The sequence below is a fragment of the Azospirillum sp. B21 genome (assembly GCF_008364825.1).
Taxonomy (GTDB): Bacteria; Pseudomonadota; Alphaproteobacteria; order Azospirillales; family Azospirillaceae; genus Azospirillum.
Genome location: NZ_VTTO01000002.1, coordinates 553,856 through 579,847 on the forward strand (window position 1 = coordinate 553,856; position 25,992 = coordinate 579,847).

General features: G+C 69.5%; 23 protein-coding genes. 14 read left to right on the top strand and 9 right to left on the bottom strand.

The window, feature by feature from the left end; all coding sequences use genetic code 11:
• Window positions 1-5: 5 nt before the first annotated feature.
• Window positions 6-812, top strand: a complete 807-nt coding sequence (locus tag FZ983_RS07280) for a MetQ/NlpA family ABC transporter substrate-binding protein (RefSeq protein ID WP_149222884.1) — start codon at window positions 6-8, stop codon at window positions 810-812.
• On the opposite strand, the gene FZ983_RS07285 is transcribed toward FZ983_RS07280, so the two are convergent.
• Window positions 784-4,563: a tetratricopeptide repeat protein gene (locus FZ983_RS07285; protein ID WP_149222885.1), complete on the bottom strand. Its 3,780-nt coding sequence runs from the start codon at window positions 4,561-4,563 to the stop codon at window positions 784-786. The genes FZ983_RS07280 and FZ983_RS07285 overlap by 29 nt on opposite strands.
• 172 nt (window positions 4,564-4,735) lie before the next feature.
• On the opposite strand from FZ983_RS07285, the gene FZ983_RS07290 reads away from it, so the two are divergent.
• From FZ983_RS07290 to FZ983_RS07335, 10 genes are read left to right on the top strand one after another with little or no spacing between them, the layout of a single operon-like run.
• On the top strand, window positions 4,736-5,131 hold the full coding sequence (locus tag FZ983_RS07290) for a response regulator (protein WP_149222886.1): 396 nt from the start codon (window positions 4,736-4,738) through the stop codon (window positions 5,129-5,131).
• Window positions 5,128-5,808 (top strand): chemotaxis protein CheC, encoded by a 681-nt coding sequence (locus FZ983_RS07295; RefSeq protein ID WP_149222887.1) that lies wholly within the window; start codon window positions 5,128-5,130, stop codon window positions 5,806-5,808. The genes FZ983_RS07290 and FZ983_RS07295 overlap by 4 nt, the downstream gene beginning before the upstream one ends.
• A 40-nt stretch (window positions 5,809-5,848) precedes the next feature.
• Window positions 5,849-7,852 (top strand): methyl-accepting chemotaxis protein, encoded by a 2,004-nt coding sequence (locus tag FZ983_RS07300; protein WP_149222888.1) that lies wholly within the window; start codon window positions 5,849-5,851, stop codon window positions 7,850-7,852.
• A gap of 5 nt (window positions 7,853-7,857) precedes the next feature.
• The gene (locus FZ983_RS07305; protein WP_247883640.1) at window positions 7,858-9,474 is read left to right on the top strand and encodes a chemotaxis protein CheW; all 1,617 of its coding nucleotides are present in this window, start codon (window positions 7,858-7,860) and stop codon (window positions 9,472-9,474) included.
• 19 nt (window positions 9,475-9,493) lie between these two features.
• Window positions 9,494-10,603, top strand: a complete 1,110-nt coding sequence (gene cheB / locus FZ983_RS07310; RefSeq protein WP_188092270.1) for a chemotaxis-specific protein-glutamate methyltransferase CheB — start codon at window positions 9,494-9,496, stop codon at window positions 10,601-10,603.
• A 10-nt stretch (window positions 10,604-10,613) separates the two neighbouring features.
• Window positions 10,614-11,264, top strand: a complete 651-nt coding sequence (locus FZ983_RS07315; RefSeq protein ID WP_149222891.1) for a HEAT repeat domain-containing protein — start codon at window positions 10,614-10,616, stop codon at window positions 11,262-11,264.
• 4 nt (window positions 11,265-11,268) lie between these two features.
• On the top strand, window positions 11,269-12,147 hold the full coding sequence (locus FZ983_RS07320) for a protein-glutamate O-methyltransferase CheR (protein WP_247883641.1): 879 nt from the start codon (window positions 11,269-11,271) through the stop codon (window positions 12,145-12,147).
• Window positions 12,144-12,542 (top strand): response regulator, encoded by a 399-nt coding sequence (locus FZ983_RS07325; RefSeq protein ID WP_149222893.1) that lies wholly within the window; start codon window positions 12,144-12,146, stop codon window positions 12,540-12,542. The genes FZ983_RS07320 and FZ983_RS07325 overlap by 4 nt, the downstream gene beginning before the upstream one ends.
• Entirely contained in the window at window positions 12,539-14,737 is a 2,199-nt protein-coding gene (locus tag FZ983_RS07330; RefSeq protein WP_149222894.1) for a chemotaxis protein CheA, read from the top strand. Before FZ983_RS07325 ends, FZ983_RS07330 begins: the two co-directional genes overlap by 4 nt.
• Complete coding sequence (locus tag FZ983_RS07335) at window positions 14,737-14,979, top strand: hypothetical protein (RefSeq protein ID WP_149222895.1); 243 nt, start codon at window positions 14,737-14,739, stop codon at window positions 14,977-14,979. Before FZ983_RS07330 ends, FZ983_RS07335 begins: the two co-directional genes overlap by 1 nt.
• A gap of 7 nt (window positions 14,980-14,986) precedes the next feature.
• Here FZ983_RS07335 and hydA read toward each other — a convergent pair whose 3' ends face one another.
• The 5 genes from hydA to FZ983_RS35015 all read right to left on the bottom strand — a co-directional run bounded on the left by hydA (window position 14,987) and on the right by FZ983_RS35015 (window position 21,254).
• Entirely contained in the window at window positions 14,987-16,429 is a 1,443-nt protein-coding gene (gene hydA / locus FZ983_RS07340; protein ID WP_149222896.1) for a dihydropyrimidinase, read from the bottom strand.
• 14 nt (window positions 16,430-16,443) lie between these two features.
• Window positions 16,444-17,139, bottom strand: a complete 696-nt coding sequence (locus FZ983_RS07345) for a TetR/AcrR family transcriptional regulator (protein ID WP_247883642.1) — start codon at window positions 17,137-17,139, stop codon at window positions 16,444-16,446.
• Window positions 17,140-17,316: 177 nt separating this feature from the next.
• Window positions 17,317-18,603 (bottom strand): Zn-dependent hydrolase, encoded by a 1,287-nt coding sequence (locus FZ983_RS07355; protein WP_149222899.1) that lies wholly within the window; start codon window positions 18,601-18,603, stop codon window positions 17,317-17,319.
• Between the two features lie 39 nt (window positions 18,604-18,642).
• On the bottom strand, window positions 18,643-19,926 hold the full coding sequence (preA, locus tag FZ983_RS07360) for an NAD-dependent dihydropyrimidine dehydrogenase subunit PreA (RefSeq protein ID WP_149222900.1): 1,284 nt from the start codon (window positions 19,924-19,926) through the stop codon (window positions 18,643-18,645).
• A 17-nt stretch (window positions 19,927-19,943) separates the two neighbouring features.
• The gene (locus FZ983_RS35015) at window positions 19,944-21,254 is read right to left on the bottom strand and encodes an NAD(P)-dependent oxidoreductase (RefSeq protein WP_149222901.1); all 1,311 of its coding nucleotides are present in this window, start codon (window positions 21,252-21,254) and stop codon (window positions 19,944-19,946) included.
• 343 nt (window positions 21,255-21,597) lie between these two features.
• Here FZ983_RS35015 and ogt point away from each other — a divergent pair, with 343 nt between their 5' ends.
• Complete coding sequence (gene ogt, locus FZ983_RS07370) at window positions 21,598-22,131, top strand: methylated-DNA--[protein]-cysteine S-methyltransferase (RefSeq protein WP_149222902.1); 534 nt, start codon at window positions 21,598-21,600, stop codon at window positions 22,129-22,131.
• Window positions 22,132-22,144: 13 nt separating this feature from the next.
• Here ogt and FZ983_RS07375 read toward each other — a convergent pair whose 3' ends face one another.
• Window positions 22,145-22,930, bottom strand: coding sequence for a hypothetical protein (locus FZ983_RS07375; protein ID WP_149222903.1), 786 nt, complete (start codon window positions 22,928-22,930; stop codon window positions 22,145-22,147).
• Window positions 22,931-23,035: 105 nt separating this feature from the next.
• Complete coding sequence (locus FZ983_RS07380; protein WP_149222904.1) at window positions 23,036-23,719, bottom strand: hypothetical protein; 684 nt, start codon at window positions 23,717-23,719, stop codon at window positions 23,036-23,038.
• Between the two features lie 474 nt (window positions 23,720-24,193).
• Between FZ983_RS07380 and FZ983_RS07385 the strand changes: the two genes are divergently transcribed.
• Complete coding sequence (locus FZ983_RS07385; protein ID WP_149222905.1) at window positions 24,194-24,508, top strand: hypothetical protein; 315 nt, start codon at window positions 24,194-24,196, stop codon at window positions 24,506-24,508.
• Between the two features lie 63 nt (window positions 24,509-24,571).
• Here the strand turns inward: FZ983_RS07385 and bdcA are convergent, their stop codons facing one another.
• Window positions 24,572-25,285: an SDR family oxidoreductase gene (gene bdcA, locus FZ983_RS07390; RefSeq protein ID WP_149222906.1), complete on the bottom strand. Its 714-nt coding sequence runs from the start codon at window positions 25,283-25,285 to the stop codon at window positions 24,572-24,574.
• 74 nt (window positions 25,286-25,359) lie between these two features.
• On the opposite strand from bdcA, the gene FZ983_RS07395 reads away from it, so the two are divergent.
• Complete coding sequence (locus FZ983_RS07395; RefSeq protein WP_247883643.1) at window positions 25,360-25,977, top strand: TetR/AcrR family transcriptional regulator; 618 nt, start codon at window positions 25,360-25,362, stop codon at window positions 25,975-25,977.
• Window positions 25,978-25,992 lie beyond the last annotated feature (15 nt).

The following is a 25,992-nucleotide window of genomic DNA, read 5'->3' on the forward strand; positions in this document are numbered from 1 at the left end:
TCGAGATGCTGCGCTTCCGTTCGCTGGCTTCCCTGCTGGCCGGCGCCGCCACCATGGCAATCGCCTTCGGTGCGTCCATAGAGACTGCTGGCGCCGAGACCATCAAGGTCGGCGTCACCGCCGGCCCGCATGCCCAGATCCTGGAAGCGGTGAAGCCCATCGCCGCCAAGGACGGGCTGGACATCCAGATCCTGGAATTCACCGACTACGTCATCCCGAACCAGGCGCTGGCGGGCGGCGACCTCGACGCCAACAGCTTCCAGCACCAGCCCTATCTGGACAATCAGGTGAAGGACCGCGGTTTCGATCTGGTCAGCGTCGGCAAGACGGTGGTCTATCCGATCGGCATCTATTCCAAGAAGGTGAAGAGCCTTGAGGAACTGCCGGCCGGTGCCAAGTTCGCCATCCCCAACGACCCGACCAACGGCGGCCGTGTCCTGCTGCTGCTGCAGGCCAAGGGCCTGATCAAGCTGAAGGACGGCGGCAATCTGAAGGCTTCGCCGATCGACATCGTCGAGAACCCGAAGAAGCTGGAGATCGTCGAGCTGGACGCCGCCCAGCTGCCGCGCTCGCTGGACGACGTGACCGCCGCCGCCATCAACACCAACTTCGCGCTGGAAGCCGGCATCGACCCGGTCAAGGACGCCATCGCCCGCGAGGACGCCGACAGCCCCTATGCCAACGTCATCGTCGTGCGCAAGGCCGACAAGGACAAGCCCTGGGTTGCCAAGCTGGTGAAGTCCTACAACAGCCCCGAGGTGAAGGAGTTCATCCTCACCAAGTTCAAGAACGCCGTGGTTCCCGCGTTCTGAGGCTGTTGAGAGCACGCCCGGCGGCGCCCAGCGCGTCGCCGAGCGTCTCGCCCGCGTTCGGGCAGACCAGCCGCATGGACGGATACCAGGGTCGGCAAGCGGTGCCGAGCGCCGTCCAGTCACCCGCCGGCCCGATCCGCCAGACCGGTACTCCCAGCGCGCCGGCCATTTCCGCCACCGACGTTCCGGCGGAGATCACGAGGTCCAGCGCAGCCGTCAGGGTTGCCGCGCCGTCCAGATCGTTTTTCAGATCCAGTGGCGGGCGGTGGATGACGATGCCGAAGCGCGTTTCCGCTTCGATGAGTTCGGCTTCGCAGTCGTCATATTGAAGGTTGATCAGGCGCAGGCCGGGCAGGGTGAGGATCGGCGCCCAGTCGGTCAGCGGGGCGTAGTTGGCGTCGCGCAGGGCACCGCGCAGGCCGCTGCGCCAGCAGAGGCCGATGGTGAGGGCGGAGTTAGACCTCCACCTATCCTCCCCCGCTGGGCGGGGGAGGGACTGCCGCCGCACGCCGACAAAGCTCCTATCCCCTCCCCCGCCCAGCGGGGGAGGGTCAGGGTGGGGGCAAGTGTTTCCGGAAAGACCATCCAACCACCCCCGCCACCGCTCCACCGCCGCGTCGTCCGCGCGCAGCCAGCCGCCTCGCGCCGGATAACCAGCCAACCCCCAGTCCAGACGCAACGGCAGCGACCCCGCCGGGACGTGGCAATCCGCGTCCACCGGATCCACCGTCGCCGCGCGCACCACGGCCTGCGGGAAGGAGCGCGCGAACAGTGCGACCAGCCGCGGCTCGCACTCCACGATCACCCGTTCTGCGCGCGAGATCAGGTCGGCGTAGCAGGCGCTGTACATCAGCTCGTCGCCGATCCCCTGCTCGCGCCAGACCAGCACGGTCTTCCCCGTCAACGCGCCGCCGTCCCAGGCGGGGATGCGGAACCGGCGGTCCGGCAGAGCCTGTCCGGCGGCGAAGCGGGCCTCCAGCCCGGTCCATCCGGTGCCGAGATCGCCGCGCGCCAGTGCCGCATAGCCGCGGTTGAAGGCGGCGAGCGTCAGGCTCGGGTCGTCCTCCACCGCCTGCCGATAGGCCGCGTCGGCCTCGGCCGGTCGGCCGGCGGCGTGCAGGGCGTTGCCCAGATTGTAGCGCCACTCCGCCCGCCGCGGCTCCAGCGCCAGCGCCCGGCCCCAGCCCTTCAGCGCGGCATCCAACCGGCCCTGGCGTTGCCGCAGATCGGCCAGCCCGGCCCAGCCGGCGCCGACGCCGGGAGCCAGCAGGATCACCCGCCACCATGCCAGCCCCGCCGCGGCGCCGTCGCCCGCCCGTTCCAGCGCCAGCGCAAGGTTGCCGATCCTGCCAAGGTCGCCCGGATGGCCCTGGAGCGCCAGACGCAGATGCGCCACCGCCTCCGCCGGGCGGCCGAGCGCCAACGCCGACAGCCCGAGATTACCGGTCGCCGACGGGTCGCCGGGCCGCAGGCGCAAGGCCCGCCCCGCCGCACGCTCCGCCTCGGCGGCACGCGCGGCGTCGCGCAGGGCGTCGGCCGAAAGGGCGGTCCAGGCCTCCGCCAGAGCGGGATCGAGGGCGAGCGCCCGCCGGAAGAATGCCACGCCATCGCCGCCCATCGCCTGCCGGGCGAGCCCGGCATTGGCCCACAGCCCGGCATGGAAGGGGGCGAGACGCAGAGCCAAGTCGGTCGCCTCCGCCGCTTCACCACCCGCCCCGCGGGTCAGGCGCAGGGCGCCGAGATTGCCGAGCGCCTCCACATCGTCGGGGTCGAGGGACGCGGCGGCCTGCCAGTCCGCCTCGGCCTCGGCCATCGCCCCCATCTCCTGGTGGGCGAGCGCGCGGCGCTTGTGGCGGCCGGCGGTCGGTTCCGCCGCGATGGCGCGGGTCAGCAGGGTGACGGCGATGTCGGGACGGCCGGCCTGATGGCCGAGCAGGCCATAGCCTTCCAGCGCCGCCGGCACCTCGCCGCCCTGGTCGAGGATGCGCTGATAGGCTTTCTCCGCCTCCGGCCAGCGCCCGGACCCATGGAGGTCTTGCGCCTCCGCCAGCCAGTCGGCGATGGGCAAGGCGGGCACCAGTCGGTGCAACTCCGCCGCCATGCGAGCCAGCACGTCCGTCAGCCCTTCGCCGGGCCGCGCGCTCCACAGCCGCATCGACGGGAACCAGGGCCGCACTCCGCTGCCCAGCGCCGTCCAGTCGCCGGCCGGGCCAAAGCGCCAGACCGGCACGCCGAGCGCACCGGCCATCTCACCCACCGAACTCGCCACCGTCACCACAAGGTCGAGGCCAGCGATCAGCGCCGCCACCGCTTCCAGGTCGTTCTTCAGGTCGGTGTCCGGCCAGCGGTGGATGCGCAGGCCCAAGCGCACTTCTACAGCAGCGATCTCCGCCTCGCGCCCGTCATATTGGAGAGTGATCGGGATCAGGCCGGGCAGGGTCAGCAGCGGCGCCCAGTCGGCCAGCGTGGTGTAGGAGGCCTTGCGCTCGCCGGCCGTGTTCTGGCTGCCCCAGCAGATGCCGACGCGCAGGCCCGGCCCCAGCGCCGCCAGCCGGTCCCGCCAGTCCGCCAGCCGGGCCGGGTCGGGCGCCAGCCAGGACAGCCGGCCGGGAAAGGCGGACAGCGTCGGCCGCAGCAGCCGGGGGAGCGATCCCATCGGCAAATGGGCGTCGGCGTCGGTGGGATCGGCGGTCTGCGCCCGCACGGTCACACCGGGCAGGGCGCGGCCGACCAGCCCGGTCAGCCGGGCATCGACCTCCACCACCAGATTGCCCGGTCCGATCGCGGCGGCGAGGTCGGGCAGGGCGGTGCCGAACATCAGCTCGTCGCCCAGCCCCTGTTCGCGCCAGACCATCAGGCGTCCGCCCGCGGCACCGTTCCAGGGCGGCAGCGTGAAGCTGCGTCCGGACGAGACGCGGCGGGAGGCGAAGCGCGCCTCATACTCGTCCCATCCCTCCGCCAGCCGCCCCTGGCCGAGCAGCCGCAGGGCGAGGTTCCAGCGTGCCAGCGCGAAGCCGGGAGACAGGGCGAGCGCTTGGCCGTACAGCGCATCCGCCTCCCCGCCACGGCCCTGCGCCTCGCGCAGCAGGGCGAGGTTCACCATGGTTTCAGCATCTTCGGGGGCGAGCCGCAGCGCTTCCAGATGCGCCGCCTCGGCTTCTCCGGTGCGGCCGGTCTCCTTCAGCACGACGCCGAGATTGGTCAGGGCGGTGGCATGGCCAGGATCGAGCCACAGGGCGTGGCGCAGCGCCGTTTCCGCCTCGCCATACTCGTCGCGCGCCCGCAGCAGCGTGCCGAGATTGGCCCAGGCCTCGGCATAGCCGGCGTCGAGGTCGATCGCGCGGCGGTAATGGACGGCGGCATCATCCAGCCGGTCCTGTTCCTGCAACGCGCTGCCCAGGCTGTTGTGCGCCTGCGGATAGGCTTCGCGCAGGGCGAGCGCCCGGCGGTATTCGGCCTCGGCCTCGCTCAACCGGCCTTGCGCGTGGAGGGCGAGGCCGAGGTTGGCGTGCTGCTCCGCCATCCGGGGGCGCCGCGCGATGGCCCGGCCGATCAGCCGGACCGCTTCGGCATCTTCCCTGCGCTGGTGGTGCAGCACGCCCAGCAGGTGCAGCGCATCGGGGTTGCCGCGGTCGGCCGCCAGCATAGCGCGGTAGGCACGCTCGGCCCCGTCCAGATCGCCGGCGCGGTGGTGGGCCAGCGCCTCGCGCAGGAGGGCGGCCAGTCTGGCGGAGGCGGCGGAGGGCGGCATGGAGCGGGAGCCGGATGGGACAGGATGTTCCGTTTCGATAGCATGAGTCGGGCTGCCGGCGCGTACGCAAAAAACCAGGGACGATTAAGGGGACTGGCGTGGCAACTTCCATTCTGTATACTTGCGCGAAATTCGGCTTCGCCGGCCGAGCTCCATCCAAAAGGCTTATATCTTGAGTAAGACTGCAATCATCGTCGACGACAGCAAGCTTTCGCGCATGCATGTGCGGGCTATGGTCTTGCGCAACAAGCCGGACTGGTCGGTGGTCGAGGCGGCGAACGGTGCCGAACTCTTCAAGACGTTGCAGGTCACGCCGGTCGATGTTGCGATCATCGATTACAACATGCCCGGCGACAACGGTGTGGACACCGCCGCCAAGCTGCGCCAGAGCCATCCGAACGTCCATATCGCCATCATCACCGCCAACGCCCAGGACGCGGTGGTGTCAGGCATCCGCGCGCTCGGTGCCGCCTTCATGCCCAAGCCGCTGGAGGAGGAGCAGGTCGCCCGCTTCCTGAACTCCACCGCCCTGCCACCGCGCCGCGCCTCCCAGGCCGCACCGGAGTGACCGCCGCCCCCATGCTGAGCGAGCTGGAGCGCGATGCGCTGGCCGAACTGGGCAACATCGGGATCGGCAAGGCATCGACCGCGCTCGGCCGCATGCTGGGCGGTCTGGTGACGCTGTCGGTGCCGTCGGTGGAGATGGTGCCGCCGGACGAGGTGGCCGGGTTGCTGGACCGGGCATTGACGCCGCCGCTGGTGGGCGTGTCGGAAAGGCTGGACGGCCTGTTCGCCGGCTGCGCCCTGCTGGTGTTTCCCCAGGCCGGCAGCCTGCCGCTGGTGCGCGCGGCCCTGCCCCCGGACGTTCCGGCGGACGACGTTCCCGAATTGGAGGACGAGGTCCTGGCGGAATTGGGCAACGTCGTGCTGAACAGCGCGCTGGCGCTGGTCGCCAACCTGCTGGGCGAACCGGTGGACACCGGCCTGCCCGTGGTGATCCGCGGCAGCGGGGCGGAGGTCCTGGGCGGCTGCGCCGTGGTGGCGCCGGCCATCGCGGCGGAGGCCGGTGCTGCCCAGTCCGGTTTGGGGGCTGCCGCGCTGCTCTTCCACATCGATCTGCACACCAACCTGCCGGGCGGCGACGGGGTCGGAGTCGGGGGGCGGGTGGTTCTGCTGCTCGATTCGGGCTCGGCGGGCGCGCTGCAGGCCACGCTCGGGCGCTATATCGGGCGGATGGTGGCCTGAGACCATCAAGAAGAACCAGCTGGAAAGGCGGGGAAGGACCATGGCACTCATCAAGAAGACCAGGATGGACACGGCACGCACGGCCCGGAACAAGGACGGCGGTGCCGATGCCGGTCCGGATGGGGGTGCGGTCGAAACCGCCCCCGAAACGGCTGCGCCTGCCGTCCCGACCATGAAAGCCGCTTCGCCGGACGGTGCCGTGCCGAACACTCCGCAGCGCCGCCGGGCACGTGCCGATTCGCGCCGCCGGCAGGCCGCCAGCGGCATCGCCGCCGCCTCCACCGAGTTGGCGAGCGGCGTCACCCAGGCAGCCTCCGCCGCCGAGGAGTTGCGCCGGGCGATGGAGCAGATCGCCGCCGGCGCCGAGGAAACGGCCGGCGCCACCCAGCAGTCGCAGCGCATGATCGGCCGCGCGTCGGAACTGCTGGCCCGCTCGCGGGCCACGGCCGAGCAGGCGGTGCTGCGGGTCGAGGCGCTGCAGGGAACGCTGAAGGACGTCAGCGGCCAGATCCTGTCCTCCATCGACGGCATCGTCCGCGCCGCCGAACGGCAGGAGGCCTCGGTCCGGCTGGTGCGCGACCTGGAGGCCCAGGCGAGCGAGATCGGCGCCATCGTGCAGAGCGTGGCCGCCATCGCCGACCAGACCAACCTGCTGGCGCTGAACGCCGCCATCGAGGCCGCGCGGGCGGGGGAGGCCGGGAAGGGCTTCGCGGTCGTCGCCGACGAGGTGCAGGCGCTGGCCGAACGGTCCGAACGCAGCGCCAACGACATCCAGGGGATGGTCGGGGAGATCCAGGAGGCGGTGGCCTCCATCGCGGCCGGCATCGTCGCCTCGTCCGATGCCGCCAAGGCGGAGGTGGAGCGCGGGCGCACCATCGTGCAGCAGCTGGAAGGCGTGAGGTCGGACATGACCGCGCTGGTGCAGGGCGCACAGGAGACGATCCGCGCCGCGGTCGAGGCCGACCAGGCTGCGCGCGAAGCCCTGCGCGGAGCGGAAACCATCGCCGCGAGCGCCGAGGAGCAGTCCGCCGCCGCCGAGGAGGCGCTGAAGACCGCGGGCGAGCAGGCCGTCGCCCTGAACCAGAGCCAGCGCGCCGCGGGGCAGCTGTCGGAACTGGCCGAGGATCTGGAGGGCACCGCCGACCTCGCCGCCACCGCCGATGAACTGGCCTCGGCCGCGGAGGAGCTGTCGGCCGCCATCGAGGAGATCAACCGGGCCGCCGCCCAGATCATGACGGCGATCGGCCAGATCTCCGGCGGCGCCCAATCGCAGAGTGCCGCCACCCACCAGCTCGCCTCCGCAATCGCGGAGATCGACGCGGCGGCGACGCTCGCCGCCGGGCGGGCGCAGGATTCGGTCGAGCGCTGCTCCTCGATGGAAGCCCTGCTGGGCGAGACCCGCGACACCATCGGCCGGCTGGCCGACGGCATGCTGGAGGCGGTGGACTCGTCCCGCCGGGCCGGCGAGCGGCTGGACGCGCTGGAGCGGATCGGCCGGCGCATCGACAAGGTGGTGGACGCCATCGCCACCGTCGCCATCCAGACCGGCATGCTGGCGGTCAGCGGCTCCATCGAGGCGGCGCGGGCGGGCGAGTTCGGCCGAGGCTTCACCGTGGTCAGCGGCGACATCCGCAAGCTGGCCGGCGACAGCGCCGAGAGCGCCGAGCGGGTCAAGGACATCGTCCGCGACATCCAGGACCAGATGCTGCGGGTGCGCCGCGACATCGACGACGTTTCGGCCACTGCGGTGGCGGAGACCGCGCGGCACCGCGCCTTCGGCGTCACCCTGACCGCCAGCGCGCAGGAACTGCGGGTGGTCACCGCTGGCAGCCGCGAGATCCTGGACGCCGCCGCGGAGACCACCATCGCCTTGCGTGAAACCCGCACCGGCGTGGAACAGGTTGCCACCGCCGCCGCCGCCGCCAACCTCGCCGCGACCGAGGCGGCCAAGGCGGCCCGCGAGCAGGCCAAGGGGGCGGAGGAACTGGCGTCGGCGATCGAGGAGATCGCGGCGATGGCCGACAGCCTGCTCGGCGCGGTTTGACCGCCGTGGCGACGGAAGAGGCGTCCGGAGGGGTAGCCGGCGACCGCGGGGCGGGCAGCCTCGCCTTCGTCACCATGACGGTCGGCGACCTGCGCCTCGCCCTGCCGATGTCGTCCGTGCATGCGGTGATCCGCCCGCCGGAACTGGTGCGCATCCCGCTGGGCCCGCCGGGTCTGGAGGGGCTGGCGCATTGGCATGGCGACGCGGTGCCGGTTCTGGACCTTGCAATGGCGCTCGGACGGGACGGCGGGACGCCCGACACGCGCGAGACCCGCGTGGTGCTGGTCGGACATCGCGGCCAGCCGGTCGGCCTGCGGGTGGACGCCATGGCCGGCATCCTGCGCAGCGACCCCGACCGCATCGACCCGGTGACCGCCGAGGATGGCGGGCTCGACCCTGCCATGCTGGACGGCCTGCTGCGCGACGGTCCGGCCACCATCCTGAAGCCGGACGTCCTGATCGACCGGCAGTTCGGCGATCCGGGCGAGAGCGACCGGACGGCGGGCGCGGGCGGGCTGGTCGGCGGTTTCGGACAGGTCGCAGGTCCAGGCGGTGACCGCAGTGCCGGCGCCAGGGCCGCGGGCGTGATCGACCGGCTGGCGCTGCTGGTCTTCGAGGTCGCCGGTCAGGAATTCGCCCTGCCGGTGGAGCGCGTGCGCGAAGTGCTGCCGGCCCCGCGCGAGATCTCCCGCATGGCGCGGTCCAGGGCGCATCTGCTCGGGGTGATGTCGGTGCGCGACCGGCTGCTGCCGCTGGTCGGTCTGCGCGCGCTGTTCGGGCTGGAAGGCGTTCGGGAACAGGGGGCCGGAGAGCAGGCCGCCGGGCGCCGGGTGGTCGTGGTGCGGCCCGGTCAGCGGCAGGCCCCGGTGGGCGTCCTGGTGGACGAGGTGCGGGAGATCCTGCGGCTCGACGCCGCGCAGATCGACCCGGTGCCGCCCTTTCTCGCCCGCGAACCGGAATTCGAGGATTTGGACGGCATCGCGCGGGCGGATGGCGGACGGCGGCTGGTCTCCGTGCTGTCGGCCGGACGGCTGTTCCGGCATGGCGCGGCGATCGGTGCCGAAGCAGGTGTCGATGGGGAGAGGGACGGTATGGAACCGGCACGGCCTGCGGATGCGGGCGGCATGGCGGGCAAGGCGGAGCGTTTCGTCGTCTTCAGCCTCGCCGGGGCGGAATACGGCTTGCCGGTCGCCGCCGTGCGCGAGGTGCTGCGCCGGCCCGACAGCATCACGCCCCTGCCCAATGCTCCCGACTTCGTCAGTGGCGTGCTGACGCTGCGCGGCGAGGTGCTGCCCCTGATCGACCAGCGCCGGCTGCTGCATCTGCCGGCGGCGGGCGGCGGGACCGCTCCCGGACTCGCGCGTGGCCGGGTTGTGGTGGTTGGCCGGGATGGGGCCGATGCCGCGCGGGTCGGGCTGCTGGTCGACGGCCTGTCGGGCCTGCTGACGATCCCGGCGGAGCGGATCGGTCCGGCCCCGGCGGTGTCGGCGGCGCAGCGCCGGCTGATCCGCCGCGTGGCGACGCTGGAGACGGCCGGCGCAGCGCGCCTGATCCTGCTGATGGATGCAGAAAGCCTGCTCGACATGGACCGGCTGGCCGGCCTGCTCGTTACCCAGCAGTAACGGCTCGATGGGGAACGGTGTGCTGACGGTTCTGGTGGTGGACGATTCCGCGTTGATGCGCCGGCGCATCGCGGAGATGCTGACCGAAGCCGGTTTCCGGGTGGAGACCGCCGCGACGGGGGAGGAGGCCCTGGCGCGCCTGCCGGTCGTCGATCCGGACGTGGTGACGCTCGACGTGACCATGCCCGGCATGGACGGGCTGACCTGCCTCGCCCGCATCATGGTGGAGCATCCCAAGCCGGTGGTCATGGTCTCCGCCCTCACCGGCGCCGGCGCGGAGGAGACGCTGGAGGCGCTGCGGCTGGGGGCGGTGGAGGCGGTGCAGAAGCCGGCCGCCGGTGCAATCGGCCGCATCGGCGAGGGGCTGGTGGAGACGGTGCGCGCCGCCGCGTCGTCGCGCCCGCGCCGGGTGCATGGCCTGCGCGAGCGGCTGCGGCTGGCCCGCGCCCGTATCGCCGGGGAGGATTTCGTCGCTCCCGAAGGGCCGCTGCCGGCCCCGCCCGTGGGAAGGACCGCTGTGGGCGCGGAGGGGGACGGGGTGGTGCTGGTCGGCGTGTCCACCGGTGGACCCAGCACGCTGGAGGACATCCTGCCCCTGCTGCCGGCCGATTTCCCCTGGCCGGTGGTGGTGGCCCAGCATATGCCCGCCGCCTTCACCGCGACGCTGGCGCGGCGGCTGGACGAGCTGTGCGCCCTGCGCGTGCTGGAGGTGGAGCGGGCGACGGTGCTGGAGCCGGGCATGGTCTGCATCGCCCGCGGCGGCGCGGATGTGGAGCTGGCGCGGCGCGGCGGGCGGCTGCAGGCGGTCTGCGTGCCCGCGGCAGCCGACCGGCCCTGGCATCCCAATGCCGACAGGCTGGTGACCAGCGCCATGCGGCTGCTGCCGGCGGACCGGCTGGTCGGGGTGCTGCTGACCGGCATGGGCAACGACGGCGCCGCGTCGATGGCGGAGCTGCACGCCCGCGGCGGACGGACCATCGCGGAGTCGGAGGACAGCGCTGTCGTCTTCGGCATGCCGCAGGATTTGATCCGGCGTGGCGGTGCCGGCATCGTGCTGCCGTCGGACCGCATCGCCGGCCAGTTGATCCGCTGGCTGATGCCCGCCCCGCGGCGGGCCGGCGGGCATTAGGGAGGACGCCATGGGACTGGTGAAGAAGAAGGCCGGCGCCGCGCCATCCGGTCCTGCGGCGCCCGACGCGCAAGCCGATCCATTGGCCGATCCATTGGCCGATCCGCTGGCGGCCCTTGAGGATGCCGACGCCTCGGTCCGCCGCGATGCTGCCCATGGCCTGGGCCATGCAGCGCCTCCGGGGGCCGTCGCGGCGCTCGCCCGCCGGCTGGAGGCGGAGGGGGATGCCGGCGTGCGGGAGGCGATCCTGACGGCGCTCGCCCGCATTGCGACCGGCGAGGCGGCGGCGGCATTGCTCCCCTTCCTCGACCGCGAGGACGCGGCACTGCGCAACGGTGTGCTGGAAAGCCTGCAGCAGATGCCGGCGGAGGTCGCCGCCCCGGCTCTGCTGCCGCTGCTCGGCCATGCCGACCCGGACCTGCGCATCTTCGCGGTGCAGGGGCTGGGAGGCCTCGCCCATCCCGGCCGGGCCGACTGGCTGGCGGCGGTGATGGAGCGGGACGCCGACGTCAATGTCGGCCTCGCCGCGGTGGAGGCGCTGGCCGAGGCCGGCAGCCCGGAGGCGCTGTCCAGCCTGGAAACCCTGGCCCGGCGCTTCCCCGACGATCCCTTCGTCGCCTTTGCCGTCGATGCCGCCCGCTCCAGCTTCCGGGGCGGGTGAGCGCGTGGCCGACACCGAACCGGACGGCCTGTCGCCGGAGGACTATGCGACCCTGTGCGATTTCCTGCGGGAACGCACCGGCCTGTCCTTTACCGAGGCCAAGCGCTATTTCGTCGACCGCCGCGTCGCCGCCCGCATGCAGGCGGTAGGCGCGACAAACCTGCGCGCCTACCTGAACCTGCTGCGCTTCCAAGCGTCGGGGGAGGAGCTGCAGCGGCTCGTCAACCTGATGACGGTGAACGAGACTTATTTCTTCCGCGAGAAGTACCAGTTCGACTGCTTGGTGAACTCCGTCCTCGACGAGCTGGTGCGGGACAGGCCGAAGGGCTCGCGGCTGCGCATCTGGTCGGCCGGCTGCGCCACGGGGGAGGAGCCCTATTCCATCGCCATCATGCTGCTGGAGAGCTGGCGTCGCGTGGACGATTACGAGATCGAGCTGCTGGCGTCGGACATCGACAGCGCCGTGCTGGAACGCGCGCGCGAGGGCATCTATGACGAGCGCGCCCTGCAAGGGCTGCCGGCCCATCTGCGCGCCAAGTATTTCCAATCCCTGCGCGGGACGGCGCCTGCCGGGGGGCCGCGCTGGCAGATCATCGAGGACTTGCGGGAGTCGGTCGATTTCTCGCTGGTCAACATCGCCGACCCGCAGCAGGTGCGCGGATTCCGCGGGATCGACGTGATCTTCTGCCGCAACCTGCTGATCTATTTCGACGATCTTGGCCGACGGGAGGCGGCGAGCATGTTCCACGATGCCCTGGCGCCGGGCGGCTTCGTCTGCCTCGGCCATTCGGAAAGCATGAGCCGCATGTCCTCGCTGTTCGTCCCGCGCCGTTTCCCGGACGCTATCCTCTACCAGAAGCCATTGAACGGAGGTGCGCCATGACGGATGGACCGCGCATCCTGGTGGTGGACGACGCCGTGACCGTCCGCGCCTTCGGCCGCCGCGTGCTGGAGGCCGAAGGCTTCGTGGTGGACGAGGCGGTGAACGGCATCGAGGGGCTGGAACGGGCGATGGCCGTGCCGCCCGATCTGGTGATCGTCGACGTCAACATGCGCAAGATGGACGGCTACACCATGCTGCGCGTCCTGCGCCGCGATCCGGTCTTGCGCGACGTGCCCGCCATCATGATCAGCACCGAATCCAAGGACAGCGACCGCGAACAGGCGCTGCTGGCCGGCGCCAACTGGTACATCGTGAAGCCGCCGCGGCCGGAGATGCTGGTGGAGGTGGCACGCCTGCTGACCGGCCGTCCGCTTGGACCGGAGGGGGCGCCATGAGCGAGCTGTTCGACCAGTTCATCGTCGAGGCGCAGGACCTGCTGGAGACCGCGGGCGGCGCGCTGCTGGCGCTGGAGCGCGACCCGGCCGACCGCGCATCGGTGGACGAGCTGTTCCGCGCCTTCCACACGCTGAAGGGGGCGAGCGCACTGTTCGACATGGCGCCCTTCACCCGGCTGGTCCATGCCGGGGAGGACACGCTGTCGCTCCTGCGCGACGGCCGGCGCGCCCTGACGCCGGAGCTGGCCGATCCGTTGTTCCGCGTGCTCGACCAGTGCGCCCGCTGGGTGGCGGCGCTGGAGACTGCCGGCGCGCTGCCCGACGACGCGCCGACCGCGGCCGACGCGCTGGTCCGCGGGCTTGCCGGAGACGCGGCGGCAGAGGGCACGGCCGCGGCCGGTGGGGAGGCGGAGGCTTTCCCCTGGCTGGCGGCGCTGACGGCGGAGGAAAGGGCAGGGGCGGGCGATGGCCGGCTGACCGCCATCGACTACCGGCCCGATCCCGAGTGCTTCTTCACCGGCGACGATCCGCTTGCGCTGTTCCGCCGGGTGCCCGACCTGCGGCTGCTGCGCATCGAGGCGGCCGAACCGTTGCCGGCGCTGGCGGAGATGGACCCCTACCGTTGCGTCCTGCACTTCCGCGCGCTGAGCGGCGCCGACGCGGAGGCGGTGCGGCCGGCCTTCCGCAGCGTGCCGGATCAGGTGCACATCGCCGCCGTCACGCTGAAGCCTGCCTTGAAGCCTGCCGTGATTCCCATTGCCGTGGCGCCGCCGGACTCGCTGGCCGCACGCATGCTGGAGGAGCAGGGGCGGATTCTGGAGTTGCCCGGCAGCGCCGTGGAACGCGACTCTCGCCGCGCTGCGGTGGCGCGGGCGGTGGCTGCGATCCTGGCGTCGCTGGGGCGTCCGGCCGATCGGCGCATGATCGAGGCCGCCTGTGCCGATGCCGTCACGCTGCACCGCTTCCTCGCCGAAGGGCCGGCCCGTCCTGCTACACCCGAATCGCCGCCCACCGCCATTCCCGCTGCCCGCCGCGCCCTGCGGGTCGAGCCGGAGCGGATGGACGCGCTGATGGCCCTGGTCGGCGAGCTGTCGGTGGTGAAGGGACAGCTGGGACCGCTGCTGCGCCGTGCCGAAGACGGGGAGCTGGCGACGGAGTTGCGGCGCGACCTGAAGGGCTTTTCCGCCCGTCTGGACACGCTGGTCGGCGACCTGCGCCACGCGGCGCTGCGCCTGCGGCTGCTGCCGCTGGCCCGTGTCTTCGATCCGCTGCCCCGGCTGGTGCGCGACACCGCCCGCCGGCTGGACAAGACGGTGGAGCTGATGCTGGAAGGGGCCGAGACGGAGGCCGACAAGGACATCCTCGACGTGCTGGGCGAGCCGCTGCTGCATCTGGTGCGCAACGCGCTGGACCACGGCATCGAGCCGCCGGACCGTCGCATTACCGCCGGCAAGCCGCCCGGCGGCACCCTGCGGGTCCGCGCCTTCCAGGACAAGGGCGGGGTGGTGGTGGAGGTTTCGGACGACGGCGCCGGCATCGACCCGGCGGCGATGCGCCGAGCCGCCGCCGCCAAGGGATTGCTGGAGCCGGACGCCGCCGCGGCGCTGTCCGACGCCGACGCGGTGCGGCTGGTCTTCGCCCCCGGCTTCAGCACCGCGGGCGCCGTTTCCGACCTGTCGGGCCGCGGCGTCGGCATGGATGCGGTGCGCGCGGCGGTCGAACGGGCCGGCGGCCGGGTGGAGATCGCGTCCACCCCCGGAGCCGGAACGCGGGTGCGGCTGTCGCTGCCGCTGACGCTCAGCATCACCCGCGTGGTGGTGGTGGAAGCGGCGGGCGCCCTCTACGGCATTCCCGTCGCGCTGGTCGGCGGCATCCAGCGGGTGCCGCGCGCCGCCATACGCGCGGTCAAGCGGGCGGAAAGCGTGGTGCTGCGCGACCGGGTGGTGCCGCTGGTCCGGCTGCGCCGCCTGCTGGGCCAGCCGGAGGACGTCCGCGTTCGCGAGTCCGACTGCGTGGTGCTGGCCGAGTTGGGCGACGGCCCGGTCGCGCTGGCGGTGGACGATGTCGGCGAGCGCGCCGACGTGGTGCTGCGCCCGATGACCGGCGTGCTGCGCAGCCTGCGCGGCTATGCCGGCACGGCCGCTCTGGGCGACGGCCGCCTGATCCTGGTGCTCGATTTGCGGGAGCTGCTGTGATGCCGGTCCGGTTCGACTCCGACCTCGCCCGTTTCGAAGCCGCCTGCACGGCGGAAGAGGCGCTGCCGCTCGCCGAATGGCTGGAGACGGCGGCAGCGCCGCGGGTGGATTTGTCCGCCTGTACCGAACTGCACACCGCCCTGCTGCAATTGCTGCTGGCGGCAAGGCCGGCGCTGGCGGCAGCGCCGGAGGATGCCTTCCTGGCCCGCTGGGTCGGGCCGCTTCTGGCGAAGGCCGGGTGAGGCCGGCTTACCGCTCCACCGCCACCGGAACGTTCAGGGCGTTGCGCTTCGACACCGCTTCGTAGACCGGCGGGAAGGCGGGGCGGTTGACGTAGCGGCCGGCACCGCGCACCGCGCGGCTCTCGCCCAGTGCATGGACGATGCGGCCCTGGCTCAGCGTGTAGGCCGGGGTGCCGGTGACGGTCATGCCCTCGAAGATGTTCAAGCCGACCTTCTGCATCTGGGTCTTGGCCGAGATGGTCTTGGTCGCCTTCGGGTCCCACACCACCAGATCGGCATCCGCCCCGACGCTGACCGAGCCCTTGCGCGGGTAGAGGTTGAAGATCTTGGCGGCGTTGGCGGAGGTCACGGCGACGAACTCGTTCATCGTCAGCCGGCCGGTGTTGACGCCGTGGGTCCACAGCGCGGTCATGCGGTCCTCGATGCCGGCCGTGCCGTTGGGGATTTTGGTGAAGTCGTTGCGGCCCATCGCCTTCTGCTCCGCGCAGAAGCAGCAATGATCGGTGGCGGTGGTATGCAGATGCCCCGCCTGCAGGCCGCGCCACAGCGCGTCCTGATGTTCCTTCGGGCGGAAGGGCGGGCTCATGACATGGCCGGCGGCGAAGTCCCAGTCGGAATTGCGGTAAACCCCGTCGTCGATCAGCAGATGGCCGGCCAGCACCTCGCCGAACACGCGCTGGCCGCCGTTCTGGCCGCGCTCGATGGCTTCGAGGGCCTCCTTGGCCGAGACATGGACGATGTAGACCGGCACGCCGAACACCTTCGCCACCTGGATGGCGCGGTTGGCGGCCTCGCCCTCCACCTCCGGCGGACGGGACAGGGGATGGGCCTCCGGACCGGTCAGGCCCTGGGCCAGCAGCTTCTTCTGGAGCTGGAAGACCAGTTCGCCGTTCTCGGCATGGACGGTGGGGATGGCGCCCAGTTCCAGGCAGCGCTGGAAGCTGTTCACCAGCGTCTCGTCGTCGGCCATGATGGCGTTCTTGTAGGCCATGAAGTGCTTGAAGCTGTTCACGCCATGGTCGGCCACCAGCGTGCCCATGTCCTGCCGAACGCTCTCGTCCCACCATGTCACAGCGACGTGGAAGCTGTAGTCGCCGGCCGCCTTCTCCGCCCAGCCGCGCCAGGTGCGGTAGGCCTCCATCAGGCTCTGCTTCGGGTTGGGGATGACGAAGTCGATGATCATCGTCGTCCCCCCGGCAAAGCCGGCGGCGGTGCCGCTGAAGAAGTCCTCCGTCGTCACCGTGCCCATGAAGGGCAGTTCCATGTGCGTGTGCGGGTCGATGCCGCCCGGCATGACGTAGCAGCCGCCGGCATCGACCACCTCCGCCCCTGCCGGCACATCGAGAGTGTCGCCCACCGCGGTGATGATGCCGTCCTGGCAGAGGACGTCGGCGCGGCGCGTGTGCTCGGCGGTGACGACGGTGCCGCCGCGGATCAGGATGGTGGACATGCTCGGGCGCTCCCTCAAGGGTTTGGTGGGACGGAGTGGTCGGGCGTTTCGGAGAGGTCGGGTTCAGGCAGGCCGGCGGCGCGCAGGACCATGCGCAGCACCTCCGCCGTCATGGCGGCGAAGTCCTGGCGGGTCAGGGTCCGGCGGCCCAGCACCTTGCGGATCTGGATGTCGAAGTCGGCGTAATGCTGGGTCACCGCCCAGATCATGAACAGGAACTGGCGGGCATCCACCGGGGCCATGCGGCCGGCGGCGACCCAGCCGTCGATCACGCCTGCCTTGGCATCGACCAGCGATTTCAGGTCTTCGGCCAGGAAGCGTTCGACCTGGGTCCCGCCATGCAGGATCTCGTTGGCGAAGACCTTGGAGGCGTGGGGACGGGTGCGCGACGCTTCCATCTTGGCGGTGACGTAGGCGGTCAGCGTCTCCGCCGGATCGGCGTCGGGGGTGAAGGAGGCGATCGGCGCCAGCCACATGCGCAGGATGTTGTCCAGCACCGCGCGGTAGAGGTCCTCCTTGGTGCCGAAATAGTAATGCAGGTTGGCCTTGGGCAGGCCGGCCCGCTCGGCGATGTCGGCCATGGTGGCGCCGGCGAATCCGGCCTCGGCGAAGATGCGCTCGGCCGCCTTCAGGATGCGCTCGACGTTCTCACGCCGGATGCGGCCCTGGGGCGACGTGGTGTCGGTGGTGTCGGCAGCCGTTCGCGCCATCGGTTTTGCCATCGTTCGCTTTCTACGGGGACCGGTCCCCTCTCCCCCCCGCTCACGCGCAAACTTCGTTTGCACTGACGCGACAGGCGGACCTTTGGTCCGCCGAAAGCGGGGAGAGGGTCAGGGTGAGGGGGATGCGCTGCGTGACTCTCCAAGAATCCTCGCCGCGCGTCCGCCTCACCCAACCCTCTCCCCGGGAGGGAGAGGGATAGTTTGCTCAGCCATGGCGTTGGCGCGGTCGAGCACGGCGTGTAGCAGCACCTCGCAGCCGGCGGTCGACCATTCCGGGGTCGTCTCCTCGACCTCGTTGTGGCTGATGCCGTCGATGCAGGGGATGAAGACCATGGCGGTCGGCGCGACCTTTGACAGGTAGCAGGCGTCGTGGCCGGCGCCCGACACGATGTCGCGGAAACTATGGCCGGTGCGCTCCACCCCCTTGCGGACGGCGGCGACGCAACTCTCGTCGAACTTGATCGGAGCGTAGTACCAGATCTGCTGGAAATCGCTTTCCAGCCCGATCTCTCCGGCGATCCGCTCCACCTCGGCGCGCAGTTCGCCGTCCATGGCGGCGAGGATGGCGTCGTCCGGGTGGCGGAAATCGACGGTGAAGAAGACCCGGCCGGGAATGACGTTGCGGCTGTTGGGGTGGATCTGCATCAGACCGACGGTGGCGCAGGCGAGCGGGCCGTACTTCATGCCGATCCGGTTGACCGCATCGACGACGCGGGATGCTCCCAGCAGCGCATCCTTGCGGCGGACCATCGGGGTCGGGCCGGCATGGGCCTCCTGGCCGGTGAAGGTGATCTCGTACCAGCGCTGGCCCTGGCAGTCGGTGACGACGCCGATGGTCTTGCCTTCGATCTCCAGGATCGGACCCTGTTCGATGTGGGCCTCGAAATAGGCGCCGACCTTGCGGCCCCCGACATCTTGATCGCCGGCATAGCCGATGCGGGCCAACTCCTCGCCCATCGTCTTGCCGTCGAGGTCGGCGCGCGACAGGCCGTAGTCCAGATCGAACACCCCGGCGAAGACGCCGGACGACACCATGGCCGGGGCGAAGCGCGAGCCTTCCTCGTTGGTCCAGACCGCGACCTCGACCGGCGCCTCGGTGACGTAGTTCATGTCGTTCAGGCTGCGCACCACCTCCAGCCCGGCCAGCACGCCATAGACGCCGTCATACTTGCCGCCGGTCGGCTGGCTGTCGAGATGGCTGCCCATGATGACCGGGGGCAGGCTGTCGTCGCGGCCGGGGCGGCGGGCGAAGATGTTGCCCATCCTGTCGACCGTCACCGAGCAGCCGGCCTCCTCGCACCAGCGTACGAACAGGTCGCGGCCCTGTTTGTCGAGGTCGGTCAGCGCCAGCCGGCACACGCCGCCCTTGGGCGTGGCGCCGATCTGCGCCATGTCCATCAGGCTCTGCCACAGGCGCGAGCCGTTTACGGCGACATTCTGCGGGGTGGACATGTTGCTCTCTCCTGAACGTCGTTCTTATGAGGCGGCTTGTTATTCGGCGGCTTCGGGGACGCGCATCGGGTTGCGGGCGTCGTTGGGCCAGGTGACGTAGGGCAGGTCGGTCTGCTCCGGCACCATGGTGATGCAGTCGGGCACCGGGCAGATGTGGCTGCACAGGTTGCAGCCGACGCACTCCTCGTTGACCACGGTGAAGACGCGGCGGCCCTCGCCCGCATCGATGCGGATCGCCTGGTGCGAGGTGTCCTCGCAGACGATGTGGCAGCGGCCGCAGTCGATGCACAAGGCGGGGTCGATCACCGCCTTGGTCGAGAAGTTCATGTTCAGGTCGTTCCAGTTGACGACGTTGCGCACCGCACGGCCGCTCAGCTCGTCAAGGGTCCCGTATCCCTTCTCGTCCATCCAGTTGGACAGGCCGCCGATCATGTCCTCCACGATCTTGAAGCCGTAGGTCATGGCGGCGGTGCAGACCTGGACGTTGGTGGCGCCCAGCGCCAGGAATTCCGCCGCGTCGCGCCATGTGGTGATGCCGCCGATGCCGCTGACCGGCATGCCGCGGGTCTCATGATTGCGGGCGATCTCCGCCACCATATTGAGCGCGATCGGCTTCACCGCCGGGCCGCAATAGCCGCCATGGCTGCCCTTGCCGTCGACCACCGGGGTCGGCGCCATGGCGTCTAGATCGACCGCGACGATGGAGTTCACCGTGTTGATCAGCGAGATCGCGTCGGCGCCGCCGCGCTTGGCCGCCTCCGCCGACCACAGGATGTTGGTGATGTTGGGGGTCAGCTTGACGATCACCGGCAGGTTGACGGCGTTCTTCACCCAGCGGGTGACCTGCTCCACCATCTCCGGCACCTGCCCAATGGCGGAGCCCATGCCGCGCTCGCACATGCCGTGCGGACAGCCGAGATTGAGTTCCAGGCCGTCGGCCGCCCCGGTCTCGGCGATGCGGCGGGCCAGCCCGGCCCAGGCCGTCTCCGTCATCGTCGCCATCAGCGAGACGACCATGGCGCGGTCGGGGAAGTCGCGCTTGACCTCCATGATCTCGCGCAGGTTGACATCCAAGGGCCTGTCGGAGATCAGTTCGATGTTGTTGAAGCCGATCATCCGGCGGTCGGTGTCGAGATGGGCGCCGTAGCGGCTGGAGACGTTGACCACCGGCGGGTCCTCGCCCAGCGTCTTCCACACGACGCCGCCCCAGCCCGCCTTGAAGGCGCGGACGACGTTGTAGGCCTTGTCGGTCGGCGGGGCCGACGCCAGCCAGAAGGGGTTGGGGGAGTGGATGCCGGCGATGGTGCTGCTGAGATCGGCCATGATGTGGCTCCCTTTCCTCAGGCGGTCAGGTGGCTGTGGATGGCGAGCGCGGCGAGTTTGCCGTCCTGCACCGACTGGACAGTCAGATCCTCTCCAGTGGCGACGCAATCGCCGCCGGCCCAGACCTTGGCGAGCGTGGTGCGGTAGGACGGGTCGATGGCGATCTTGCCGCCGGTGACCTGCAGGCCGTCCAGCGCGTCGGCCGACAGTTTTTGACCGACGGCCTTCAGCACCATGTCCGCCTGGAGGATGAAGGTCTCGCCGGTACCGGACAGCTTGCCGTCGGTCAGGCGGGTGCGCTCGAAGGTGATGGTGGTCTCGCCGATCTCTTTGGGCGCGGCGAAGGTCTTCAGCACGACGCCCTCGGTCTGCGCCAGTTCCTGCTCCCAGGCGGTGGCGCCCATCTGGGCACGGCCGCGGCGATAGACCAGGGTGACGTCCTCCGCGCCCAGGCGCTTGGCCTGGATGGCGGCGTCCACGGCGGTGTTGCCGCCGCCGATCACCACGACGCTGCGCCCCACCGCGGGCGGATTGCCGGGGGGAGCCTGACGGACGCGCTCGATGAAGGCGGTGGCGTCCTCCACGCCCGCCCGCTCCTCGCCGGGGATGCCGAGGCGGTTGTTGGACCCCAGACCGACGCCCAGGAAGACAGCGTCGAAGTCGGCGCGCAGGCTGTCCAGCGACAGGTCGGCGCCCAGCTTGCGGCCATGCTCCACATTGATGCCGCCGACGCCGAGGATGAAGGCGACCTCGCGCTGGGCGTAATCGTCGGCCATCTTGTAAGGGGCGAGGCCGTATTCGTTGAGGCCGCCGGACTTCGCCTTGGCCTCGAACACCGTCACCTCGTGGCCCAGCGTGGCGAGGCGGTGGGCGCAGGACAGGCCGGCCGGGCCGGCACCGACCACCGCGACGCGCTTGCCGGTGGCGGCGGCGCGGGGGAAGGGGTGGGCGGGTTCGCCGTCAATCAGGCGGTCAGTGGCATGGCGCTGCAGCCGGCCGATGGCGACGGGGCGATCCTCCGCGCGGTTGCGCACGCAGGACTGTTCGCACAGAGTCTCGGTCGGGCAGACCCGGCCGCAGGTGCCGCCCATGATGTTCTCCGACAGGATCGTCGTCGCGGCCCCCTTCAGGTTGCCGGTGGCGATCGAGCGGATGAAGGCGGGGATGTCGATCCCGGTCGGACAGGCCTTGATGCAGGGTGCATCGTAGCAGAACAGGCAGCGGTTGGACTCGGCCAGCGCCTGCACCGGCGTCATCGCCGGGGTCAGGTCGGCGTAGGGCGAGGACGGACCGTCTTCGGTATCGGCAAGCGTAGCGATCAGGGTCATGGCGGATGGCTTCCCTTCGGTCGCAGAGCGGCGTGTCTACCGAAGCGTCAGCAACCCGCGTGCCAAGAGAACCAACCAGCACTGCCAAGACACGGAGGCGGCGGAAAAGCTGACTGTTCGGTCAAGAACTGACGGTATGGACAGGCATGGTTCGATCATGCCAGCCATGCGGATTGCACGCAACTCGGCCTTTTGGCGCCTCTTTTGGCGGCGACACGCAAGAAAATCCGTTGAACGGCGCGGACCGGGGATAGGAAATTGCGTCGTATCAAAGAGTTGCTTCGCAAAGGCGATGCCTTCAATTTCGGCAGCGCGCCTATGCATCAGGGATAGGGGTGTCGCCATGTCCGCTATCTCAAGCTTGCTGATCGACCACACCGCCACGCCCATCGGCGAACTGATCGTGGTCGCCGATGCCGACGGCGCCTTGCGTGCCATCGACTGGACCGATCATGAGGATCGGCTGCACCGGCTGCTGCGCCTGCATCATCCCGGCGGGTACGAATTGCGGCCGTCGGACGATCCGGGCGGGCTGACGCGGGCGATGGATGCCTATTTCGCGGGTGAGCTTGCGGTGATCGACCGGTTGCCGGTGTGCACCGGTGGGACGCCGTTCCAGCGTGCGGTGTGGGCGGCACTCCGCGGGATTCCCTGCGGCGGCACCGTCAGCTACCGCGAACTGGCGGCGCTGGCCGGACGTCCGGCGGCGGTGCGGGCGGCGGGACATGCCAATGGCGCCAATCCGATCAGCGTCGTGGTGCCCTGCCATCGCGTGATCGGCTCTGGCGGGGCGCTGACCGGCTATGGCGGCGGGGTGGAGCGCAAGCGCTGGCTTCTGGCCCATGAAGGTGCGCTGGCGGGCACCGCCGGCCGCTGATACGGGGGCTGCCTCAACCCTGTTCGGTCATGGGCGGTTGGTCCTCCGCTATATCTGTGTAGTCGACCGGCACCGAGACTGCCATGGCGGGAACGTTCGGCCCGGGGTCCTGGATGAGAATCGGCGTGAGGTCGCTGCCGGCAGCGAATATGGACAAGTAGGAGGCGCCGTTCGTCACCCAGCCGCCCTGTGCCTGATCGTAAGTCAGGGTCACTCCGCCAGCCGGGGCCGTCGCCAGATCGATGACGACAGCGGAGCCGAAACAGGTCGTCAGGATTGTGCCGGAACTATAGGTCGGAGTTCCGAAGAAGAACAGGGCGGACCCGGTGGGCGCCGTCGTCACCATGGAGGACGGCTGTGCATCGAAGGCTACGGCCGGCACCGCCGATGGAGAAACATTCGAAACATACATGTTGCGGGCGATGCCGACCGTGTAGTCGACGGAAGCGTTGTTGACGATATACACGGTGTTGGCCGGAGCCCCCGATGCGACCGAGACGGAGCCGTTGCCGTCGATGACGGCGAACTGCCCGGTGGTCACGGTGCTCTGATTGCCGATATGGATCGTTGCATTGTCAGAAATCTGGGAACCCGAGTCATAGGCGGTCAACTGACCTGAAAGCGTCACCGTGTTGTTTTGAAAATATGTATTCGTACAGACGACGACCGCGGGCCTTCCGCTTTTGTTTGAGCTGACGACCCCAACCATTCCAAACAAATTATATCCGGAATATTTCAAAGAGTTGAAAGTTGTGCTTTCGATTGCAATACTGATAAGGAGATCGTGTGTCGTGCTCATCACCGCTCTCCGGGGGCTTGCCCGTCTGCCGGCCGATCGACGGAGGCCGGCGCGGCGCCGCCGCCGGGTTGCGTTCTGCAACCCGGACAACGACGCCGTGGCAAATCACATGGGATTGATCAGGAGCGGCTTCAGCGCCGCATTCGGCGGGTAAACCGTCGCCCAGGTCGCCCCATCCGTCTGCCAGCCCTGGTTGACGACATAGCTGACCGAGCGGGAGTTGGCCGGGGCCCCGGTCAGATCGACGGCGATGCTCTGCGTGTAGGCGTTGTAGAGCACGGTGCCGGTGTCGACCGTCTGGGTCGCGAACATCAGCAGGACATATTCGATCGGCACGATCACGTCCGTCGTCTGTCCGAGAAGGCTGAGCGCGCAGAGCGGGGTGGCGGGGCCACCGTTGGCGGCCTGGCTGAGGCCCGTCGTGTAGGGGTTGCTCGAATTGTCATAGACGCTGACCGCGCCCGACGTGCCGCCCGTGGTGCTGACGGTCAGCATGCCGTTGCCGTCCACAGTCACGAGATTGCCGAGATCTGCCGAAATGTTGTTGCTGGCGTCGATCGTCGTGTTGGCCTGAATCTGCTGGGAGCTGATATAGGCTTTGTAATTTTCGGTCCAGCTGATGGTGGTGCTGGTCAGATATTGATTAGTAGAAAACCAAACGGTCGGCTGTGCCGACGAGCCATTCGGCGTGCTGATGCCCTTAAATCCATAAAGAATGAAGCCGTTGTTTTTCAGAGTGGTAAGAGTGTTCTGGTCCATGGTGACGGCAACGCTGTAAGTTGTCGACATAACTATCGCTCCCATTTTCAGAAAGATTGAAATGATAATCGATATGCATATGCACTCATTAAGAAACATGAGTGGCAACTGCGTATCGTGTCCTGATAATGCACAGGCAATTATTCTATTCAATATAAGTTTTCAGAAAAATAATGCACATAAACGTATTGTTGCACCGGAAGATAACAAGAAAAACTCCCAAAGCATTCATTTGTCTGTTACGTTTATTTGGATTTTATTGTGTGCATACGAAATCTATATGCCGTTGTATGTTTCTGTTTTGATGGCGAATTAAATACCCTGAAGTTTCGAACCGTCGGTGCGGATGCTGGCGCTGGCTGCCCGGCATCGTCTGCGAGGTCCCCTTTTGCGCAGCGCAAGTTTCGCGTCGGCTTCCGGTTGATAGGGAATGGGGCATCGCAAGGTGGAGCGGCAGTTGCCTGGATCGCCGCGGATGCCGCAAGCCAAAGGAAGGGATTGCCGATGAGCAACCAGAACGACCGGAACCAGCCCAGCGACCGGAACAGCAGCGGGCAAGACCGCGCCTCGGGTGACAATGACCGGATGCGGGACGCTATCGATCAGGCAAAGGACAAGGCCGCGGGCGATCTGTCGGGTCACGTGCAGGAGGCGCGCGAGGGCGGCGAGCGGATCAAGCGTGCCGTCGACGCCATGTCGCCCGGCAACACGCCGCAGGCCGGCGACGACCCGCAGCATCGCACCGGCAACACCGGTCACACGCCGCTGCCGGACGCCACCGGCGGTATGGGCGCCTCGCGCAAGGATCAGCAGAAATAAGGATCAGCAGAAATTAGGATTCGGGGGACGCGCACCGTCCCCCGTTCTTCCAAGAGCCGACGGTCAGGCGCCGAACCCGCCGTCGATGGTCTGGAACGAGCCGGTGATCATCGCGGCATGCGGACCGGCGACGTAGGCGGTCAGTTCGGCGACCTCGTCGGCATGGATGTAGCGCTTGATCGCCATGAACTCGCGCATGGCGGGCGCCATCGGTCCATCGGCCGGATTCATGTCGCTGTCGGTCGGACCCGGCTGGATTGCGTTCACCGTGATACCGCGGTGGCCGAAATCGCGGGCGAGGCCGCGCACCATGCTCTGGACCGCCGACTTGGTCATGCCGTAGGCGGCCGCTCCCGCGAAGGGCACGCGGTCGCCGTTGACCGACCCGATGACGATGATGCGTCCACCGTCGTTCATGCGCCGGGCCGCTTCGACCGACGCGTGATAGGGCGCGCGGACATTGATGTCGATCATCCGGTCGACGGCGTCGGGATCGAAGGTCAGCGGATCGCCGATGATCGCCGTCCCGGCATTGACGACCAGCACGTCCAACGCGCCGCGGTCGGCCACGGTGGCGATCAGGGCGTCGCGGTCGGCGCTGTCGGTCCGGATGGCCTCCGCGCCGGTTTCGGCGGCAAGCGCCTCGGCCGCGTCCTTCGACCCGGCATAGGTGAAGGCGACCTCGCCGCCGGCCTTGGCGAAGCGGCGGACGATGGCCTTGCCGATGCCGCGGCTGCCGCCGAGGACCAGGACCTTGCGGCCGGTGAACTCACCCATGATGTGCTCCTTGAGTAAATGTAGTAATCGCTATATAAATCCGGGCAGGGGGACTTGCGCAAGGAGAAATTATAGTGACCGCTACAAAAACGCCTCCTGCAGGATCATGCGGACCGCGCGGACGGCGGCGGTCGTTCGATGTGGACGAGGCGGTCGAGACCGCGATGAAGCTGTTCCATGCGCGCGGCTACGATGCCGTGGGCGTGGCCGAGTTGGGGGCGGAGCTGGGTATCAAGCCGCCGAGCTTCTATGCGGCCTTCGGCAGCAAGGCCGGGCTGTTCGAGCGGGCGCTTCAGCGCTATGCGGCGGGGGAGGCGAATATCTTCGCCCGGGCGCAGGAAGGCGGCGGCAGTGTGGCCGAGGTGATCGGGCGCACGCTGCTGCTGGCCGCGCGGCTCTATCCGGAGCGGAACGGGGTCGCGGGCTGCCTCGTGCTCGACGGCGCGCGCAACAGCGCCGATCCGGAGGCATGCGCGTTGGCCGAGGCGCTGAGGAAGGCCGCAGTGTCGGCGGTCCGGGACTTCATAGCCACGGAGAATCCGGAGCGGGCCGGCGAACTGGCCGACTTCGTGGCGATTGCGATGAAGGGGATGTCGGCGGCGGCACGCGACGGCGCCGACGAGGCGGCGCTCACCGCCTTCGCGGAAATGGCGAGCCGCGCCTTCCGCCGCGAGCTGGCGGCGGAAGGCTGATTTGGCGTGCTGGAA

Coding starts and splice junctions, on each gene's coding strand:
- FZ983_RS07280 (WP_149222884.1), top strand. CDS start 6: ATGCTGCGCTTCCGTTCGCTGGCTTCCCTGCTGGCCGGCGCCGCCACC.
- FZ983_RS07285 (WP_149222885.1), bottom strand. CDS start 4,563: ATGCCGCCCTCCGCCGCCTCCGCCAGACTGGCCGCCCTCCTGCGCGAG.
- FZ983_RS07300 (WP_149222888.1), top strand. CDS start 5,849: ATGGCACTCATCAAGAAGACCAGGATGGACACGGCACGCACGGCCCGG.
- FZ983_RS07315 (WP_149222891.1), top strand. CDS start 10,614: ATGGGACTGGTGAAGAAGAAGGCCGGCGCCGCGCCATCCGGTCCTGCG.
- FZ983_RS07325 (WP_149222893.1), top strand. CDS start 12,144: ATGACGGATGGACCGCGCATCCTGGTGGTGGACGACGCCGTGACCGTC.
- FZ983_RS07330 (WP_149222894.1), top strand. CDS start 12,539: ATGAGCGAGCTGTTCGACCAGTTCATCGTCGAGGCGCAGGACCTGCTG.
- FZ983_RS07335 (WP_149222895.1), top strand. CDS start 14,737: ATGCCGGTCCGGTTCGACTCCGACCTCGCCCGTTTCGAAGCCGCCTGC.
- hydA (WP_149222896.1), bottom strand. CDS start 16,429: ATGTCCACCATCCTGATCCGCGGCGGCACCGTCGTCACCGCCGAGCAC.
- FZ983_RS07345 (WP_247883642.1), bottom strand. CDS start 17,139: ATGGCGCGAACGGCTGCCGACACCACCGACACCACGTCGCCCCAGGGC.
- FZ983_RS07355 (WP_149222899.1), bottom strand. CDS start 18,603: ATGTCCACCCCGCAGAATGTCGCCGTAAACGGCTCGCGCCTGTGGCAG.
- preA (WP_149222900.1), bottom strand. CDS start 19,926: ATGGCCGATCTCAGCAGCACCATCGCCGGCATCCACTCCCCCAACCCC.
- FZ983_RS35015 (WP_149222901.1), bottom strand. CDS start 21,254: ATGACCCTGATCGCTACGCTTGCCGATACCGAAGACGGTCCGTCCTCG.
- ogt (WP_149222902.1), top strand. CDS start 21,598: ATGTCCGCTATCTCAAGCTTGCTGATCGACCACACCGCCACGCCCATC.
- FZ983_RS07375 (WP_149222903.1), bottom strand. CDS start 22,930: ATGAGCACGACACACGATCTCCTTATCAGTATTGCAATCGAAAGCACA.
- FZ983_RS07380 (WP_149222904.1), bottom strand. CDS start 23,719: ATGTCGACAACTTACAGCGTTGCCGTCACCATGGACCAGAACACTCTT.
- FZ983_RS07385 (WP_149222905.1), top strand. CDS start 24,194: ATGAGCAACCAGAACGACCGGAACCAGCCCAGCGACCGGAACAGCAGC.
- bdcA (WP_149222906.1), bottom strand. CDS start 25,285: ATGGGTGAGTTCACCGGCCGCAAGGTCCTGGTCCTCGGCGGCAGCCGC.